17 protein-coding genes are annotated in these 19,018 nt (G+C 45.1%); 8 read left to right on the forward strand and 9 right to left on the reverse strand.

Annotated features, from left to right (window positions below; translation table 11 throughout):
- On the reverse strand, nucleotides 1-546 hold the full coding sequence (gene syd, locus R8O70_RS07530; protein ID WP_005381970.1) for a SecY-interacting protein: 546 nt from the start codon (nucleotides 544-546) through the stop codon (nucleotides 1-3).
- 108 nt (nucleotides 547-654) lie between these two features.
- Here syd and queF point away from each other — a divergent pair, with 108 nt between their 5' ends.
- The 5 genes from queF to xni all read left to right on the forward strand — a co-directional run bounded on the left by queF (nucleotide 655) and on the right by xni (nucleotide 8,120).
- Nucleotides 655-1,500: an NADPH-dependent 7-cyano-7-deazaguanine reductase QueF gene (gene queF, locus R8O70_RS07535; RefSeq protein ID WP_258623761.1), complete on the forward strand. Its 846-nt coding sequence runs from the start codon at nucleotides 655-657 to the stop codon at nucleotides 1,498-1,500.
- A 164-nt stretch (nucleotides 1,501-1,664) separates the two neighbouring features.
- Complete coding sequence (locus R8O70_RS07540; protein ID WP_017635678.1) at nucleotides 1,665-3,947, forward strand: tetratricopeptide repeat protein; 2,283 nt, start codon at nucleotides 1,665-1,667, stop codon at nucleotides 3,945-3,947.
- Nucleotides 3,948-4,045: 98 nt separating this feature from the next.
- On the forward strand, nucleotides 4,046-5,611 hold the full coding sequence (locus R8O70_RS07545) for a sensor domain-containing diguanylate cyclase (protein ID WP_005381978.1): 1,566 nt from the start codon (nucleotides 4,046-4,048) through the stop codon (nucleotides 5,609-5,611).
- Between the two features lie 291 nt (nucleotides 5,612-5,902).
- Nucleotides 5,903-7,279, forward strand: coding sequence for a nucleotide 5'-monophosphate nucleosidase PpnN (ppnN, locus tag R8O70_RS07550; RefSeq protein ID WP_005383611.1), 1,377 nt, complete (start codon nucleotides 5,903-5,905; stop codon nucleotides 7,277-7,279).
- Nucleotides 7,280-7,337: 58 nt separating this feature from the next.
- Nucleotides 7,338-8,120, forward strand: a complete 783-nt coding sequence (gene xni / locus R8O70_RS07555; protein WP_213961141.1) for a flap endonuclease Xni — start codon at nucleotides 7,338-7,340, stop codon at nucleotides 8,118-8,120.
- A gap of 109 nt (nucleotides 8,121-8,229) precedes the next feature.
- Here xni and rlmM read toward each other — a convergent pair whose 3' ends face one another.
- The 7 genes from rlmM to pomA all read right to left on the reverse strand — a co-directional run bounded on the left by rlmM (nucleotide 8,230) and on the right by pomA (nucleotide 15,124).
- On the reverse strand, nucleotides 8,230-9,321 hold the full coding sequence (gene rlmM / locus R8O70_RS07560; protein ID WP_017820611.1) for a 23S rRNA (cytidine(2498)-2'-O)-methyltransferase RlmM: 1,092 nt from the start codon (nucleotides 9,319-9,321) through the stop codon (nucleotides 8,230-8,232).
- Nucleotides 9,318-9,716 (reverse strand): DUF423 domain-containing protein, encoded by a 399-nt coding sequence (locus R8O70_RS07565; RefSeq protein WP_025768894.1) that lies wholly within the window; start codon nucleotides 9,714-9,716, stop codon nucleotides 9,318-9,320. Before R8O70_RS07565 ends, rlmM begins: the two co-directional genes overlap by 4 nt.
- The gene (locus tag R8O70_RS07570; RefSeq protein ID WP_005383614.1) at nucleotides 9,706-10,329 is read right to left on the reverse strand and encodes an alpha/beta fold hydrolase; all 624 of its coding nucleotides are present in this window, start codon (nucleotides 10,327-10,329) and stop codon (nucleotides 9,706-9,708) included. Before R8O70_RS07570 ends, R8O70_RS07565 begins: the two co-directional genes overlap by 11 nt.
- The gene (locus R8O70_RS07575; protein ID WP_005383616.1) at nucleotides 10,310-11,230 is read right to left on the reverse strand and encodes a transcriptional regulator GcvA; all 921 of its coding nucleotides are present in this window, start codon (nucleotides 11,228-11,230) and stop codon (nucleotides 10,310-10,312) included. Before R8O70_RS07575 ends, R8O70_RS07570 begins: the two co-directional genes overlap by 20 nt.
- 510 nt (nucleotides 11,231-11,740) lie before the next feature.
- The gene (thiI, locus tag R8O70_RS07580) at nucleotides 11,741-13,189 is read right to left on the reverse strand and encodes a tRNA uracil 4-sulfurtransferase ThiI (RefSeq protein WP_318184113.1); all 1,449 of its coding nucleotides are present in this window, start codon (nucleotides 13,187-13,189) and stop codon (nucleotides 11,741-11,743) included.
- Nucleotides 13,190-13,400: 211 nt separating this feature from the next.
- Nucleotides 13,401-14,348 carry a flagellar motor protein MotB gene (locus R8O70_RS07585; RefSeq protein WP_042521210.1) on the reverse strand — a complete coding sequence of 316 codons (948 nt, stop codon included), beginning with the start codon at nucleotides 14,346-14,348 and terminating at the stop codon, nucleotides 13,401-13,403.
- A gap of 14 nt (nucleotides 14,349-14,362) precedes the next feature.
- Entirely contained in the window at nucleotides 14,363-15,124 is a 762-nt protein-coding gene (pomA, locus tag R8O70_RS07590) for a flagellar motor protein PomA (protein ID WP_005381564.1), read from the reverse strand.
- A 263-nt stretch (nucleotides 15,125-15,387) separates the two neighbouring features.
- Between pomA and xseB the strand changes: the two genes are divergently transcribed.
- From xseB to dxs, 3 genes are read left to right on the forward strand one after another with little or no spacing between them, the layout of a single operon-like run.
- Complete coding sequence (gene xseB, locus R8O70_RS07595; RefSeq protein WP_005381566.1) at nucleotides 15,388-15,630, forward strand: exodeoxyribonuclease VII small subunit; 243 nt, start codon at nucleotides 15,388-15,390, stop codon at nucleotides 15,628-15,630.
- 21 nt (nucleotides 15,631-15,651) lie between these two features.
- Entirely contained in the window at nucleotides 15,652-16,536 is an 885-nt protein-coding gene (ispA, locus tag R8O70_RS07600) for a (2E,6E)-farnesyl diphosphate synthase (RefSeq protein WP_065274231.1), read from the forward strand.
- 20 nt (nucleotides 16,537-16,556) lie between these two features.
- Nucleotides 16,557-18,422 carry a 1-deoxy-D-xylulose-5-phosphate synthase gene (gene dxs, locus R8O70_RS07605; RefSeq protein WP_138940416.1) on the forward strand — a complete coding sequence of 622 codons (1,866 nt, stop codon included), beginning with the start codon at nucleotides 16,557-16,559 and terminating at the stop codon, nucleotides 18,420-18,422.
- 58 nt (nucleotides 18,423-18,480) lie between these two features.
- Here the strand turns inward: dxs and pgpA are convergent, their stop codons facing one another.
- Complete coding sequence (pgpA, locus tag R8O70_RS07610; RefSeq protein ID WP_206954183.1) at nucleotides 18,481-18,987, reverse strand: phosphatidylglycerophosphatase A; 507 nt, start codon at nucleotides 18,985-18,987, stop codon at nucleotides 18,481-18,483.
- Nucleotides 18,988-19,018 lie beyond the last annotated feature (31 nt).

A 19,018-nucleotide genomic window follows, 5' to 3' on the forward strand; every position in this document is an offset into this window, starting at 1 on the left:
TTAGACGGCAGCCTCTAACTTATTCAAGAACTCAACCAATGAATCTGCCAATACATCACGTTTAGAGGTGCCCAAACGCTCTAGAATCACATTGCCAGTGAGGTTACAAATAGAAATCACATCCATTTCCTCATCTGTCGCTGCGATAAATACTGTTGGTTTAAGTTTCAAGCGGCGCTGCGTCACCAAATGACCAAGAATATTTTCTTGTAGACGCACGAAATCGTCATCGCTCCACACTTGCAGCAGCGTCAACGAATTACCTTGCCAAGTTGCCTCCATATCAGCGCAGTATTGAGAACCATAAAAGGCTTTAACATCATCTTGCAGTGACAACTCAATCGCATTTTCCACATTGGTGAAATCGGCCATTTCATCACGTGCGACCGCTTTCCAAAGCACCTTTCCATCACGCTTCTCTTCGACACAAGGAGAAACAAGCTCTGCAAGCTCTTCACTGCTTGGCAACTCATTGTGCTTAGCTTGCCAAGCTTGTTGGTAGCGCAGGCTGAACTCTTGTAGCGCCTGAGTAACGTTTTGGGTCATGAAGGTCTCCTCATTCCTTATTTATCAGATAGCCGTACTTGCCGGATGGCAATTGACCAGCGGATTCAGTAAAATTCTCGCCATTCTAATCGAAAACGACCACAAAGTATGAGCAAATATTCTGACGCTAAAGAGCTTGCTGGCCTAACACTAGGTAAAACGACCGAGTATGCGAACCAGTATGACCCAAGCTTGCTGCAACCAGTCCCTCGCAGCCTGAACCGAGATGACCTCCAGTTAGGCGATACTCTGCCTTTCATGGGGCACGACATTTGGACGCTGTATGAACTGTCTTGGTTAAATAGTAAAGGTTTACCACAAGTGGCCGTTGGCGAAGTATACATTCCAGCCACCAGTGCAAACTTGATTGAATCGAAGTCTTTCAAACTGTACTTAAACAGCTACAACCAAACCCGCTTTGCAAGCTGGGAAGAAGTGACTGAGCGTTTAACACAAGACCTGTCTGAATGCGCAGGTGAAAAGGTGCTGGTTGAGGTGAATCCAGTGACCCACTATACCAATCAACCTATTGTGACAATGGACGGTGAATGTATTGATGACCAAGACATTGACATCACCAGTTACGATTTTGATGCCGATTTTCTTGAAGGTGCGGCAGGTAAAATACAAGTTGAAGAGGTGCTACATAGCCACCTATTGAAATCAAACTGTTTGATCACTAACCAACCCGACTGGGGCAGTGTAGAAATTCGCTACCAAGGAGCAAAAATAGATCGTGAGAAGCTGTTACGTTACTTAGTGTCTTTCCGCGAGCACAATGAGTTCCACGAACAGTGTGTAGAGCGTATTTTTACGGATCTAATGAAATACTGCCAACCAAGCAAACTGACCGTATTTGCCCGCTATACGCGCCGTGGTGGCTTGGATATCAACCCTTACCGCTCAACGGAACAAGATAAGCCAGCTCGCAATCACCGTATGGCTCGTCAGTAAGCGCATAGGCAACAGAAATAAGTTCGGCAATCTAAAGGGTTGCCGGACGTTTTTATTGTCCAAGCATGTTACTATATCAAATGGCTTCAACCCGCATTTAAACGGCTAATTGAGGCTTTTCGCCGTTATCGCCATATCTAAAAACAGTTCGAGGGAACGAAAGGATGTTTTGGGACAGTTCGCGTCTATTCAAATTGATTGGCTTTCTTTGCTTGCTGTTTGTACAGCCACTTCATGCTACCATTTTATCGTCCGCGTTACTCAACGAAGCACAACAATTGGCGGAAATAGAACCATCACAAGCAAAACAAGCGGCAACCAACTATTTGTCACAGCGTGAACTAACAGAACGCAAAGAAAGTGACAGCCCTTCAGCCATGTCTCGCGACGAAACAGATCGTAGCGTTCGCACACCAAGCAGCACCATCGAAGCGCACAAGATTATCGCTCAGGCAGATTACGCCATGGGTAATGTTCGTTCGGCTATCGAGCACCTAAATAAAGCGGAACGCTTAGCGCAAGAATATCAATTGCCGTACATGGACTTAGATCTCCAGCTGATGCGCAACCAAATGATTTGGATGTACGACGAAAACTACTCAAAAGCGGAAGACACGCTTAACCAAATTGAACAACAGCTCGATGAAGCCGATGCCGTATTACAACGCACCGACAGTGTTCGCTACCGACTAGTGATGCAAAGAGCACTCCTCGCTTCACATAGTGGCGATATCATTAAAGCGGAAAACTTGTACTCTGAAGCAAAGACCATGCTTGACGATAGCCGCTCTGAGTTAGCCTTGATCGACTACTACACAGCCGTCGGCGAGTTTTACCTCAATAGCAAGAAATACAATTTGGCTTTGTCAGAGCTGCTATACGGTTATTGGCAATCTATTGAAAGTAACAGTGGTGCAAGGTTAGCAAAAGTGAATCGCCTTTTGGCTAGGCTCTTCCAGGAGCGACGAGTGTACGACAAAGCGATCGAATACTTATCTCAAGCCGCAGATTTTTATGACTCTTACCCTAGCTCTCCGATCCTAGCGGACGTCCTAGAGCAAATGGGCGACATCTACTTTTATCAGGGTAAGTTTAACCTTGCGTTAGTGCATTACTTCAACGTGCTTGACCATGAAAGTACCAGTAAGAACATCAATAGAATCATTAAAATTCGCTTAAGCTTGGCGGCTACCTACCTACAACTCTATAACTACGCGCTAGCAGAGCAGTACTTAGACCGCTCTAAAGAGCTTTTAGAATACACCAATATTCCTAAGCTTGAAGCAAAGGCTGCCCTGCTTCAGTCAGGTCTGGCTTATCATCAAAATGACAGTAAAGACGTCATTACTAATGCAAAGCTGGCGTTAGCGCTTGCTGAAAAGTCACCTGAAAATAACAACTTCATTAAGCAGCAGTCATACCGTTTACTTGGGTTGGGTTACGAGCAGGCAGGCGAATACAAACTTTCTCTGCAAGCTTATAAAAAATACACCAACCTCGTTCGTCTAGAACAAAAGCAGCTTAACCAAATCAGTGAAGATGCGTTCCGTCAGCAAAAAGAATTTGCCGAACAAACCATCCATTACATCGGTCAATCAGAACGCTTAGAGCAAGTGGAAAGAGAGCATCGTAAATTCCAGAAAATCTCATTTGCATTGTTTATTACTGTATTGGTCATGTTTTTGTTCATTATGCGCCGCGGTGTCATTATGCAGCGCCAAGCAAGTGAAATCGAAAAACTGCGTAACGACCTCTTCACCCACTCTCGCTCTCGTTTACGTAACTTGCGTATGCTGAATGTTAAGCTTTCTCGCTCATTGAAAAAGTCGAGCGAAACTTTCGAGCAATGGCAAATGGGTGAATTGATCCACGAACCACTTAATGATCGCCTACGCTTTGTTATGATCGATTTGCCATTCTTACGAAGCATGTACGTCCATAACGGCTATAAGGCAGGTCTAGAACTAGAACGGGCATTTGGCGACTTCCTTGCGGAAAAAATAGAAAAACCGTCGCGTCTTTACCATTTCTCAGATGCGAACTTACTCTACATAGAACCGAACGCTGACCGTGATGCTTCTGCCGAAGTCATGTTCGAAAAATTCCAGACTTGGGTGGATGAGTTCGCACAGCAGCACAACGTCAATCGTATTATTCGTATGGGCATCAGCGATTATCCGTTCTTACCCCGAGCCTACACTGCAATTAACGATGAGGAATTACTCGATCTGTTATTGCTTGCTACTCACATCGCTCGAGAAGTCAGCTTGAAGGATAAGCAAAGCCACTGGGTGTTCTTAAAAGCCATCGATAATGCGCCTGCTGCTAGCTTTGCAACAGGTAACATAAGAACTGCCTGTCAACATGCCATTAGCCAAGGCCTGATCAAGATCCATTCGTCCTACAAGAATGAGGACGACATCAAGAAAATATTAAAAAATGGATAATTAAACGCCTGTTGAACGTAATAACTAATGACGCTATAAAGTTTTTTGTTATTATCAGATAATTGTCAGTAGTACATGGACTTAACCGTAGTCACTTCATGGGAATCTTGGAATCCGATATTCAGTCGCAGCTGCATCAGCTGAGTTGTCAACTTGACCAACTCAGACTGACTCATCGTGATACTTCACTCAAATTCAAACGTGAACAACAAGTTCTTAAACGCGTTGTGGCATCATTGTCTTCAGCTTGCCAGGGTTCGAATACTCAGGTATCCAACTACCTATTTGAAATCCAACAAGAGCTGCAACATCAAAAAGATATCAGCACTCTTATCCCGCGTTTAGCGGTATTAGAGAGGATGCTCAAACAGCAGTCGAAGACGATGGATAAACAGAACGGTTACCTTGACGAACAAATCAAGCACAGTGGTGAAACACTGCAACGTGTCACTGGCTTACCTGCGCAGTTAAAACGTGAACTACGGAACCTGATGAGTTTCTCTGAAGTTCACGCCAGCAATAAAGCTGATCAAGCCACTAAGCTACTGAGTATTTACGAACGCGCTCTGAAAATCATCACGTCTAATTCACGTCTACATCTTAGTGAATTTGAAAACAATCCCGACAGATCTCAGCTTGAGTGCTTAGCCAGCGACCTCCAACATACTATTACAGAGCTGGATTTCGAAGGAGAATCAGGCGACAGATTGCTGGATATTCGCGCTAAGTTGCTCCTTGGCGTGAGTGCCGAGTCTCTCATTGAGCTTACGCTCTCAACGCTGAAATTGGTTGTCGAAGCAACAAAGTTCGAGCGCGAGGCGTCTAGCCAATTCCTTGATCAGCTGAACACTTCTCTCGCAAGTAACCTAAAAACCGTTCATCAGAACGTCGACCAGCATCATACCTACTTTGAACACCGCCAAGAGCTCAACACAGAAATGAACAGCTTGGTTGAATTAAGCCAAAAGTCACTTAATCAAGCTCAAGATATCGCGGTTGTGAAAAAAGAAATCACGCCTCTTCTCGAAAAAATGGCGTCGCTGACAGAGCGACTGAAAATGACGGAAGAGCGAGAGCAAGCGCTGCAAGAGCGGTTAAGTTACAGTAAGAACCAACTCGAAGCGGTATTTGAAACTACGCAAGATTATCGTCGACGCTTAGATGACCAAGCTCAGCGTATGTTGCTCGACCCGCTGACTAAAGTTTATAACCGCACTGCATTTAACGATCGACTAGAGCTAGAGTATCGCCGTTGGATTCGCTCTCAACAAAACCTTCGTGTTGTGCTGTTTGATGTAGACAACTTCAAAGCGGTGAATGATAGCTATGGTTATACGGCTGGCGATAAAGCGCTGAAGATCATCGCTCGTACTATTAATAAACGCGTATCAGAAACGGAAACAGTGGCTCGCTTTGGTGGCGAGGAGTTTATTCTACTTGTCCCGGAACAATCTGAAGAATACACACTGGATCTGATTAAGCATATCCAGCGTGATATTAGCCAATTACCCTTTAAGTTCCGTGAGCAAAATATCATGATTACCTTAGCTGCTGTATCGACGTCTTTCAAAGAGTCCGATACGCCAGAGTATGTGCTCGATCGTCTTGGCAAGATGCTTGCGGACGCTAAAAAACGTGGAACAAACCAGCTTAACTGGAGCTAGAATTCGTACAAAAAGCGAGCAAACAAACCAAATTTGGTGCAATCTACGCTTTATAACCACCCATTTTCAACGAGTTATCACATTTCTTCCCTTTTAGTCTGCTAAGCTGTAAAAACCCAAGTCACTTCAAGATGATGTATTTATAAAAGGCAAATGTATCATCTTGAGGTTGCTTGGGAGTTGATAACCATAAAACCAAATCGGCCAACTACCTTTCATCAAACCATACGTATAACACCAAAAAGGTAAGTTGGTACTTTCCCTCAAATTAATGCAACACAAGGAGGCGTTATGATTACCCATATAAGCCCCGCTGGTAGCATGGACTTGCTATCTCAACTAGAAGTAGAGCGCTTAAAGAACACAGCCTCGAGTGAACTTTATCAGCTGTACCGTAATTGCACATTAGCGGTGTTGAACTCCGGTAGCCATACCGATAACTCGAAAGAACTGCTCGATAAATACCAATCGTTTGATGTCAACGTCGTGCGTCGTGAGCGTGGTATTAAGCTTGAGCTGACTAATCCGCCAGAGCACGCTTTTGTTGACGGCGAAATAATTAAAGGTATCCAAGAACATCTGTTCTCCGTATTGCGTGATATCGTTTACGTAAACATGCATTTGGCAGACGCCCAGCGGCTCAACCTTACTAACCCAATTCACATTACGAACCTCGTGTTCGGCATTCTTCGTAATGCCAGAGCATTAACTCCAGGTATCGCACCGAATCTTGTCGTATGTTGGGGTGGTCACTCTATCAATGGAGTGGAGTATCAGTACACACGTGAAGTGGGTAACGAACTGGGTCTGCGTGAACTTAACATCTGTACAGGTTGCGGCCCTGGTGCAATGGAAGGGCCGATGAAAGGTGCAGCAATTGGGCACGCAAAGCAACGTTATACTCAGCAACGTTATCTTGGTTTAACCGAACCCTCGATTATTGCTGCCGAGCCACCAAACCCAATAGTAAATGAACTGGTCATCATGCCCGACATCGAAAAGCGCTTGGAAGCTTTCGTCCGTATGGCTCATGGTATCGTTATTTTCCCAGGAGGCCCGGGCACAGCGGAAGAGCTACTGTACATTCTTGGCATCATGATGCACCCGGATAACGCCGATCAACCAATGCCTATCGTATTAACAGGACCAAAAGAGAGTGAAGAGTACTTCCGCTCTATTGATGAGTTCATTCGCGACACACTTGGTGAGGAAGGGCAAAAGCACTACGAGATCATCATTGACGACCCGGCAGAAGTCGCTCGTATTATGAAACGCTCCATGGACTCGGTACGCCTTCACCGAAAAGAGAAAGGCGATGCGTACAGCTTTAACTGGTCATTGAAAATTGAGCCAAACTTCCAACTGCCATTCGAGCCTACTCATGAGTCGATGGAACAATTGGATTTAAGCCTAGATCAAGAACCGCAAGTTTTAGCGGCCAACTTGCGTCAAGCCTTCTCTGGCATAGTGGCAGGTAACGTAAAGGCTGAAGGCATTCGAGAAATAGAACGTAGAGGGCCTTTCACCATTCATGGCGACGCAGTCCTCATGAAAAAACTCGATAAGTTGCTAAAAGACTTTGTCGAACAGCACCGAATGAAATTACCTGGCGGTTCAGACTACGAACCGTGTTATCGAATCGCTCACCCGGAAATTGGTGGTCGATAGTCAGGCTAGCATTCGTTACACTAGGGGCATTACGCCCCTTTTTTATTGCTAAGTCATTATGTCTATTCATCTTGTTATCATTGATGCCCTAAACCTGATCCGCCGAGTGCACTCAGCACAACCAGATCCAACCGACATAGCAAGAACCATAACCACAACGCAAAGAACCCTCACTCGCATTCTGTCAGAGGCCAACCCGACACACATCATCGCAGTTTTTGATCACCACGAACAAGACAGAGGTTGGCGCGCTGAAATTCTCCCTGACTATAAGCAAAACCGAAAACCAATGCCTCAGCCACTACTGCAAGGGTTAGATGCGATTCAACAAGCGTGGTGGGAGCAAGGTATTGATTCATTGCTGTCTGAAGGCGATGAAGCAGATGATTTGGTTGCTACACTCGCAACGAAAGTGGCCAGCCATGGTGAAAAAGTCACCATCGTTTCGACTGACAAAGGTTACTGCCAGCTACTTTCCCCTACCCTACAAATCCGTGATTATTTCCAACACCGTTGGTTAGATGAACCATTTCTCGAAAAAGAGTTCGGCGTAAAACCAAGTCAACTAGCGGATTACTGGGGATTAACAGGGATAAGCTCTAGCCAGGTTCCGGGCGTACCTGGAATTGGCCCGAAAGCAGCGAAAGAGATTCTCACTCAGTTTGAGAGTATTGAAGCAGCCTACGCTAGTGAAGATCTCGTACCGAAATACCGTAAAAAATTGGATGAGCACATTGAATCTGCTCGTTTATGTAAACGCGTCGCCGCTTTAAAGTGCGATATCGAACTAGGCTTTAACTTGCAAGATATTCGCTTTGTAGGGCCAAACAAAGCGAAGTAGTGCCCGATGGTAGTTTCACACCATGAAATCCGGCAGATATTAAAAAAGCGCCATTTGAAGGCGCTTTTTCTATTCTAATCACTATTCCCAAAAGACTCGGGGAATAAAGTTAGTAAGGTGAAATATTCGACAGACATTGGATATGAATCGTGATCTCTTCACGATCATGATACAAATGTTTAGCTTGTAGCTTGAACTTTACCTTATTATCAATGAGGAACTGCTTCAGATTTTCAAGGTCTTGCAGCACTTCGTCATAACGCCCTTTCATTGGCAGCTTAAGGTTAAAGATGGCCTCTTTTGCCCAACCTTTTAACAGCCACTGTCCCATCAGGTGAGCAACACGAGCTGGCTTTTCCACCATGTCACAAACAATCCATGTTACGTTCTTGCGGTCTGGTTCGAACTTAAAACCATCCACCATATGGTGCTTGATCTGGCCAGTTTCCATCAAACTGTCTGCCATCATGCCGTTATCAACGCAGTGAACGAACATTGAGCGCTTCACTAATTGGTACGTCCAACCGCCTGGACATGCACCTAAATCCACACCCCACATACCTGGTGCCAAACGCTCATCCCACTCTTCACGTGGAATAAAGACATGAAATGCTTCTTCCAGTTTAAGTGTTGAACGACTTGGAGCGTCTGCTGGGAATTTAAGGCGAGGGATACCCATGAAGAACTGTGAGTTGTTGTCAGTGTAAGAGTAACCAACGTAACAGTGGCCAGGCTCAACAAAGCAAATGTGCAGTACTGGTTTTTTCGCGTTATCTTTGTTCAGCATTAAGCCTTTGCCGCGCAACGCTTGACGCATTGGGACGGTAAACTTACGGCAGAATTTCAGTAGCTCTTTCGCTTCATTTGTATCTGGCGTTTCAATTCTCAAATCACCACAACGAGGGAATGCTTCAATGTCTGCTAGTTCATTCAAAATTGGACTAATGCGGTCATCACTTGGCAACGATTGAAACTCAGCTGCTACCGCAAACATTTGTCGAGCAAAAATTAAAGACTTAAAGTCTAAACCTCTCGCAAGTTTGTCGGCATCTCCATCTTGGTAACACTCGAAGACAACATAACCTGAGTTTCTCTTCACACGAGGGAAGCCATACACTTCCAACTGTGTCGCTTTGTCCTGAATTTCACCAGCACACTCTTTCTCAAAGCCAGAACGGCAATAGAGCATTAGTTGTTTCACTTGGAGACCTCTTTGATATTGAACGCAGCAAAAAAGAACAGACACCAACCAATCATGAACAGTAATCCTCCCACAGGAGTAATTGGCCCAAACCACTTAATGCCCGTCAGCGCCAGCGCGTAAAGACTGCCGCTAAAACAAAAGATGCCGATAATAAAGCAAATCGCCGCAATGAAAAAATATTTTTGCGCTTTTTGTCCCAAATTGAGCAGAAGCAGAATGGCACAAAACACAATCGCCAACGTGTGAATAAATTGATACAGAACTCCGGTCTCAAATACACCGAGCAAATAAGGGGCCAGTGTCGCTTTTAGCCCATGAGCAGCAAATGCTCCAAGAGCGACCGAAATCAGCCCAGACAATCCAGAGAATGAGAGTAACCACTTACTTTTCACTGTACACCTCTTTTATAAACGCCGCTAACTGCTCTATCGCGAGTGCAATGTTACCCACTTCAGTATGACCTGAGATCTTGCGCGGTTTGAAGCTGTGGTCACCATCAGGTAAAAAGCTCACCGTTACTTGTGACGAAAGGACGAAATCATCGAATTCCTCACGCTTACCAAAGGTGTCTCGTTCCCCTTGCAGAATCAGCGTAGGTTTCTCAATGGTTGCTAAGTGCTCGCCTTTGTATTTCTCTGGCTTTCCTGGCGGGTGAAATGGAAACCCTAAACAGGCAATGCCCGCCACCAGCTCATTTTCAGCCAACAAGCTCGACATACGACCGCCCATTGACTTACCACCAATAACCACGGGAGAAGAAGTAAAGTGAGCGATCACTTCGCTGTATGCTTCGAGCAACTTTGGCGCGCGATCGGGCGGACGCTTTTTGCCATCTTCCGAACGTTTCACCATGTAAGGGAAATTAAAACGCACTACACGAATACCTTGCTCCACTAATCCTTTGGCGACAGCTGTCATGAAGTCATGCTCCATCCCCGCACCTGCGCCGTGAGCAAAAATAAACAGCGGTCCGTTTTCAGGCCCCTCAGCTATCCAGTGATTCATCCAATACTTCCTCTTGTTCTTTTCTCGCGGTTGCTAACATCCAGTCTCTAAACGTTGCGATTCGGCCCATATCTGCCTGCTGTTCATGACACACCACATAGAATGCATTCTTAGATATCAACACCTCGTCGAATGGTGCAATGAGTCGTCCGGCTTCCATTTCAGGTTTGGCGAGTACGTTGTTACCGAGCGCGACCCCCTGACCGTGCGCAGCAGCCTGTAGCACCATCGTTGAGTGACTAAAAATAGGGCCGTGGTTTACGTTGATGCCTTCAATGTTGTAATGACGAGCAAACTGCTTCCAGTCTTTACGCGAAGTATCGTGTAACAAAGTATGTAATTTGAGGTCACTTAAAGATTCTAATGGTTTGTTACCCAAAAGTAATGAAGGTGAACAAAGTGGGATCAAAAACTCTTGATACAATTTATCTGCTCGCAAACCTGGCCAGTTCCCACGGCCATAGTAGATCGCCACATCAACATCATCGGTCAGTGAGCCTTCATCCATATCTACGGCTTTAATACGAACATCGATATCGGGCTCTTGAGCATTAAAATCGGCCAAACGAGGTACAAGCCATTGGATAGCAAAACTCGGCGGTAGGCTAATCGTCAATGCCCCTTTTTCGCTACGTTCCAACACCTTATCTGTCGCTTCCGCAATCGAGGTGAAAATATCTTTGATATCGAGAAAGTAACTTTGGCCTTCTTCTGTTAACAACAAAGAACGATTACGTCGACGGAAGAGCTTCAATGATAGAAACTCTTCAAGCGCTTTAATCTGGTGACTGACCGCGGCTTGAGTAACAAATAACTCTTCTGCTGCTCGTGTAAAACTGAGATGACGAGCAGCCGCTTCGAAGACTCGAAGCGAATTTAATGGAGGCAATCTGCGAGACATATGGGACCTCTAATAGGATTAGTTTTTTTAATCTGAAACATTATAAAATGTCCGTTGTCGAACAGCCAGATAAATTCTATATTTCACCCCGCAACACGGGCCTGAACGGCTTGATTTCTTTGGAAATCAATTGGCTTCGTTGTTGCGATGTTGTGTTTGCAAACTCGTATTTCGAGTTAGGTAGATTTCTACCATAATGTTTTGTCCACACTCCCTGTGACAAAACATATACTTCCTGTATTTATTTTTGACCTGTCTGTCAAATTTGTTACACCGCCTAAATTAGGCGGTGTTTTTTTATCTATCAAAAATCTCATCCGCATATCTGGCAGCAATATCACTTTATTACTCTTCTTTCGGATTAATTATCGTTATATCAACACAAAGTGTATGGCTTTGCGATAAGCCTCAACATTATGCTAAGTAATGGTTGTCTGTAACGCGATCAAAAACAAAAAAGGCGCAAATTGATGTCTCAATTTGCGCCTTTTAACGTATTTTATCAGTCAGCTATGGACGGTAAACTTTTACGTTGCTGAAGCCTTGCTCTTGCAAGTAAAGCGCTTGCAGACGGCTCATCACACCACGGTCACAGTAAAGTAGGTATGTCTTAGACTGGTCTAAGTCACCAAACTGTGTACCCAGCTTGTAGAAAGGGATATGTTTCACATCCACACCTTCGATTTCAAGTGGGTTATCGTCTTCCTCTTCAGGACTACGAATATCTAGCACAACCGCGTGCTCTTCTACCGCTTGAACTTGCTCTACTTCTGGTGCGGCTTGCTCAGACTCTTTCGCGATATCACGAATGTCCATCATGCGAGCTTCTTGAACCACTTGCTCAAGGATACTAAAGTCGAATTTCTCTTCTTCAGCTTCTAGCTTGCCTTTCACCGCTTTCACGGTTGGCTTCTTAGAGATAACACCACAGTATTCTGGCATTGTCTTTGCGAAATCTTCTGTGCCGATTTCACGTGCTAGATTGATGATGTCTTCTTTATCCCAGTTGATAAGTGGACGCAGAATCAGCGTGTCAGTTATGTTATCGATGTGGCGTAGATTGGTTAACGTTTGGCTCGATACTTGACCTAGCGCTTCACCTGTTACCAATGCTTCGATCTTCATCTTCTGGGCGATCATGCCTGCTGCACGCATAAACATACGCTTCAAGATCACGCCCATTTGGCCGTCATCGACTTTCTCTAGAATTTCCGCAACCACAGGCTCGAAATCAACTGAGATAAAACGTACTTTTGCTGAAGAACCGTATTTGTTCCATAGGTAGTGAGAAACCTGTTTAACGCCGATTTCGTGTGCTGGACCACCTAAGTTAAAGAAGCAGTAATGTACTTTTGAACCACGCTTGATATGAAGATAGCTTGAAACACCAGAGTCGAAACCACCCGAGATCAGGCTTAACACGTCTTCTTGCGTACCCAGTGGGAAACCACCTAGGCCTTTATGACGAGACAATACTTGGTTTAGCTTGTCGTTCGAGACTTCTACCTTGATCGTCACGTCTGGGTTTCGTAGCTTAACACTAGCGCTTTCAATCGCTTGATTTAAACCACCGCCTACATAACGCTCTAGTTCAATAGAGGTAAAGTCATGCTTGCCGCGACGCTTCGCACGTACAACAAAGGTTTTATTTTCGAGTGCAGCACGGTTGAGTTCTAGCACTTGCTCGAAGATATCGTGCAAGTCTTTAAATTCAGTTTGCTTCACTTCCAGTACGTGGTGAATGCCTGGTGTATGAGTCAAAACCTCAAGAACTTCAGCGTGGAATTCGTTACTCTCAGAGGTCACTTCAATGTGATCACGACGGTTAAATACCGCGACAGACTCCGTGCGGCTCTTAATGATGTTACGAATGTTGCACTCTAAAATCTTTGTGAAGCGCTTACGCACAGATTCACTTTTTACAAAAATTTCTGGATGGGGCTTTACAATAAATTTCATAGTCTAATTCGCAGGTTAGTTTCGCAATCAACAAAGAGTGACACTCAACTTCAATACTTCATACGCAGTAAAACCGCGTTTCAGTCACAAAAAGTAGTCTGAGCTCACTTTTAAGGCGCAAGATTATACACCCAAGCGGATTGGAAAAACAAAAAAAGCGAGCAATCTGCTCGCTTTCTTATCTCTTTACTGACTTAAAACTAAAGCCTAGTTATTGAATTACCGGCACTTCTTCACTGTAGAGAGGCTCGCCTTGCATAATGCTGATTTCAACCCGTCGGTTAAGCGCGCGATTTTCATCAGAATCATTCGGTAACAAGGGTTCCGTATCCGCCATGCCTCGTACTCTTAAACGTTGATGAGAGAAGCCTCTCACTTTCTCCATCTCTTGCGCGACTGATACTGCACGCTGAGAAGAGAGATCCCAGTTAGAACGATAAAGTTCCGAGTCTAGCGGTCGATTGTCTGTATGGCCAGATACTCGCACAATGCCTGGCACGTCTTTTACTAGCTCTGCAATCTGACGAACTAAAGGACGAAACTTAGGCTGCAAGAAGGCCGAACCTTCTGGGAATGCACCTTTTTCACGCATACGTATAACAATCTGCTGACCGAGGTTTTCAACTTCAATGGCGCCTTGTTCAATCTCTCGCTCTAAGGCTTTCTTGATGCTTTCCATCAAGGTTTCCATCTCTTGCGACATCTCTTTAGATTGCTGTTGCTGCATGTCCGCTTCGGCAGATTCATTGTTTTGAGTTGACGTTTCTGGCGATTGCCCACCCGTTAACTTGCCTTCATCACGTTTTGTGCCACCAGCTCGATCAGACTCCCCTTCATGAAATTCGAGCGTCTGCTGAGTGATGTCCATGGTTTGCTGCATGATGACATCAATCGGAGTTGGTTCCGGCCGACCCGGTCGAAACTCTTGGGCAATAATGCTAGTGCCTTTGGGAATGTCTTTCACTTCAAGCTGATTTTGCACACCGAAGGCAAATTTCATTGATCCTGCAATTTGTTTGAACTTCAGTACATCCATCTCAGAAAACGAGAGCAGAAGAACAAAGAAACACATCAGTAGCGACATCAAATCTGCAAATGTCCCCATCCATAACGGGAGGCCAGGTGGCGGACAATCGCATTTGTTATCTTCATCATCCATCACGACTCTCCAAGTTACTCGTCAATCTCAAGGGCACGTTTACCTTCATTGAGGTAGTTCTTCAAGTAACTATCGATCACTCGCGGGTTTTGGCCATCTTGAATCGCTAATACGCCATCCATGATCAAACGGCGATTTAGCGTTTCTTGGTCACGGCGAAGAGAAAGCTTATCCGCAATAGGGAAAAACACCATATTGGACAGGATCGCGCCATACAATGTGGTCAAGAGTGCAACGGCCATTGCTGGTCCAATCGCTTTAGGGTCATCCATGTTTGAAAGCATCGCAACAAGACCAACCAAGGTACCAATCATTCCCATCGCAGGAGCAACGTCGCCAAAGGCGCGAAATACACCAGTACCTTGCGTATGTCGTTCATCTGTAAGCGCGATGTCTTTTTTGAGTGCCGCTCTCACAACGTCGGCATCATGGCCATCAACCAGTAGATCAATGCCTTTCTGCATGAATGTGTTGTTTATTTCCATCTCTTCAAGAGCAAGAAAACCACCTTTACGCGCCGCGTCGGCCATTTCCACAATTTTTGCGATCAGGTCTTCGGGTTCATCCGCTTTAAACATGAAGGCTTTGCCAGCAATCTTTGTCGCACCAAAAAACTGTCCCATTGTGAACTTCATCAACACTACGAATATTGAGCCACCAACGACAATAAGGATCGACGTGACATCGACAAACATGCCGATGCTGCCACCAAGCACCATCGCCATAATGACGAATGCAAAACCACCAATCAAACCTAATAGGGTTGCTAAATCCACAAAGCACTCCTCACGCTATACTCAAATACTGCCATTGGGCGGATTATTACCTGTATCGACAACTCGCGCAGAATTTTTAGAAAAATCTTAGCTAATGGATCACAAATTACACTTAACAACCTCAACCAAAATATGGGGTTTCACCGCTTAGACTCGTTGAACGCTAATTTTGTGACAATTATATAAGGTTAAATTTGACCAAGTTACTAGGCTAAGGTAACTTTCGTGCATCTTACCCGAGGCTTGATTAAGGCAGAAAAAAGATGGCGGTCAAGAAACCAGAAAACATGACCTTTGAAGCAACCATTGAAGAGCTTGATAGCTTGGTTGATCAATTAGAAAATGGCGATCTTGCTCTAGATGATGCCCTGCGTAAGTTTGAACGAGGCATTGCCTTAGCTCGTGCAGGCCAAACTAAATTAAGCGACGCCGAACAGCGCGTGAGCATTCTTCTTAGTGAAGATGATGAAGCACCACTGAGTGACTTCAAACCAGATTCAGAATAACAATCAGTAGTGAGCAATGTGATGCAACAGACATTGACGTCTTTTCAACAAAGAAACAATCAGCAATTGAATTTGTGGCTCGATCAGCTTCCATATCAAGAGCAGCCATTGATTCAAGCAATGAAATACGGCCTTTTGCTAGGTGGAAAACGCGTTCGCCCTTTTCTTGTTTACATCACAGGTCAAATGCTCGGCTGTAAACCTGAAGACTTAGACACCCCCGCCGCTGCTATCGAATGTATACATGCCTACTCACTCATTCATGATGATCTGCCAGCCATGGACGATGATGAACTGCGTCGAGGTCAACCAACTTGTCATATTAAGTTTGATGAAGCAACCGCAATACTGACAGGTGACGCACTACAAACTCTTGCCTTCACTATTATTGCTGATGGTCAATTAAGCCCGGCGGCTGAAGCTCAACGCATCAACATGATCAAAGCCTTAGCGCATTCCTCTGGTGCCAGCGGCATGTGTGTAGGGCAAGCCTTAGATTTAGGCGCGGAAAATCGCCTAGTTTCTCTTGAAGAAATGGAAGAGATACACCGTAAAAAAACCGGAGCTCTGATTGATTGTGCGGTAAAATTAGGTGCATTAGCTGCTGGTGAGAAAGGTATCGAGGTTCTACCTCACTTGGAGCGCTACTCAAAAGCAATTGGTTTGGCGTTTCAGGTTCAAGACGATATTCTTGATATCATCAGTGACACAGAAACACTGGGTAAGCCTCAAGGTTCCGACCAAGGTCTGAATAAGAGCACTTATCCTTCCCTGCTGGGTTTAGAGGGAGCCATAGAGAAAGCTCACACTCTGTTACAGGAAGCACTTCAAGCATTGGAAGCTATCCCATACAATACTCAGTTACTCGAAGAGTTCGCCCGATATGTCATCGAGCGCAAAAATTAACACTATAAGCGCGCATTTATATGACTCTTGATATTTCAAAGTACCCAACACTGGCGTTAGCAAATACACCGGAAGAATTACGTCTTCTTCCGAAAGAAACATTACCAAATCTGTGTGATGAACTGCGAACGTATCTGCTAAATTCAGTGAGCCAATCTAGCGGACACTTAGCGTCTGGCTTAGGCACCGTAGAGCTAACTGTCGCTCTGCATTATGTTTACAACACCCCTATCGACAAATTGATCTGGGATGTTGGTCATCAGGCTTACCCGCACAAAATCCTCACCGGACGTCGCGATAAAATGCCAACAATTCGCCAAAAGGATGGTCTACACCCTTTCCCTTGGCGTGAAGAAAGTGAATATGACACTTTGTCTGTCGGTCACTCTTCGACATCTATCAGTGCAGGCCTTGGCATGGCCATCAGCGCACAAAAAGAAGGCAAAGGCCGTAAAATTGTCAGTGTGATTGGCGATGGCGCAATTACAGCAGGCATGGCATTCGAAGCCATGAACCACGCTGGCGACGTTCATCCTGATATGTTGGTGATTTTGAACGACAACGAAATGTCGATTTCAGAAAACGTCGGCGCCCTGAATAACCACCTTGCGAAAGTACTTTCTGGCAGCTTGTACACTTCTATCCGTGAAGGCGGTAAAAAAGTGTTGTCTGGTGTTCCACCTATTAAAGAGTTGGTTCGCCGTACGGAAGAACACCTCAAAGGCATGGTAGTGCCTGGTACTCTGTTCGAAGAGTTCGGCTTTAATTACATTGGCCCGATTGATGGACACGACGTCAATGAACTCGTCAAAACGCTAAAAAACATGCGTGAGCTCAAAGGCCCTCAATTCCTACACATCATGACCAAGAAAGGCAAAGGTTATGAGCCTGCCGAGAAAGATCCTATCGGCTACCATGGTGTTCCTAAATTCGATCCAACGCATAATTGTCTGCCGAAGAGCAGTGGCGGTAAGCCAACTTACTCAAAGATCTTCGGTGACTTTTTATGTGACATGGCGGCCCAAGATCCTAAGCTAATGGCAATTACGCCAGCAATGCGCGAAGGATCAGGTATGGTGCGTTTCTCAAAAGAGTACCCAGACCAATACTTTGATGTGGCGATTGCTGAGCAGCACGCTGTGACACTGGCAACAGGCATGGCAATTGCGGGCGATCATCCAATCGTTGCTATCTATTCGACTTTCTTGCAACGTGGTTATGACCAATTGATCCACGACATCGCGATCATGGACTTACCAGTGATGTTTGCGATCGACCGCGCAGGTCTCGTTGGCGCAGATGGTCAAACTCACCAAGGTGCGTTCGATTTGAGCTTTATGCGCTGTATTCCGAACATGGTGATCATGGCGCCAAGCGACGAAAACGAGTGCCGACAAATGCTTTACACTGGCCATAAACATGCTGGCCCGAGTGCGGTTCGATACCCTCGTGGTAGCGGCATGGGCGTAGAAATCGAAACTGAGTTTACAGCGTTAGAAATCGGTAAAGGGCGCATGGTTCGCCAAGGTGAAAAAGTTGCTATTCTGAACTTTGGTACTTTCTTGGGTAACGCGCTAGAAGCGGCAGAATACCTTAACGCCACTGTTGCTGATATGCGCTTTGTGAAGCCGCTCGATGAAGCATTAATTCGTCAATTAGCCGCAGATCATGACGTGCTCGTGACGTTAGAAGAAAATGTTATCGCGGGTGGTGCTGGTGCTGGTGTCGTTGAGTTCATGATGAAAGATAAAATCATTAAACCTGTGTTGAACCTAGGTTTACCAGATGAGTTTATTCATCAGGGAACACAAGATGAACTGCATGAAGAGCTTGGTCTCGATGCAAAAGGAATTGAAAAATCCATCTTGGATTATTTAGCAAAATAGCATGTAAAAAGGGATGCTCATGGCATCCCTTTTTTACGTCCAGTGTTTAGTTCATCGTTTAATTCATCCAGCCCGCATATTTTGCGACTAGAAACAGGGCAACACCAGCCATAATTCCCGCTACGATATCATCAACCATAATACCCAGCCCACCGTGAACTCGCTTATCTAGCCACCCAATTGGCCAAGGTTTTACCATATCGAAAAAACGAAATAAGATGAAGCCAGTGATCAACCACTTCCATTCAGTGAGTGGAATATTCAGTGCAGGTACAATGCTCATCGTAATCCAAAAGCCTGCAAACTCATCCCATACGATTGAACCATGATCATGTACTTTCATGTCTGCAGAGGTCACTTGGCATATTTGAATGCCGATCACACACGAAATCAGAACAACAATGACATACGCCGCAAATGGTAATTGTGCCAACAACAAAAAGAGAGGCACGGCCGCCAGTGTGCCCATTGTTCCAGGGATAAACGGGGATAATCCACTGCCAAAACCCGTCGCCAATAGATGCCACGGGTTCTTTAATGAAATCAGAGAAAGAGGGTTGGTCATATCCTTAAACCTATACTGCTAGTTTGGTTTC

The sequence above is a fragment of the Vibrio sp. 779(2023) genome, from assembly GCF_033344285.1.
GTDB classification, from domain to species: domain Bacteria; phylum Pseudomonadota; class Gammaproteobacteria; order Enterobacterales; family Vibrionaceae; genus Vibrio; species Vibrio alginolyticus.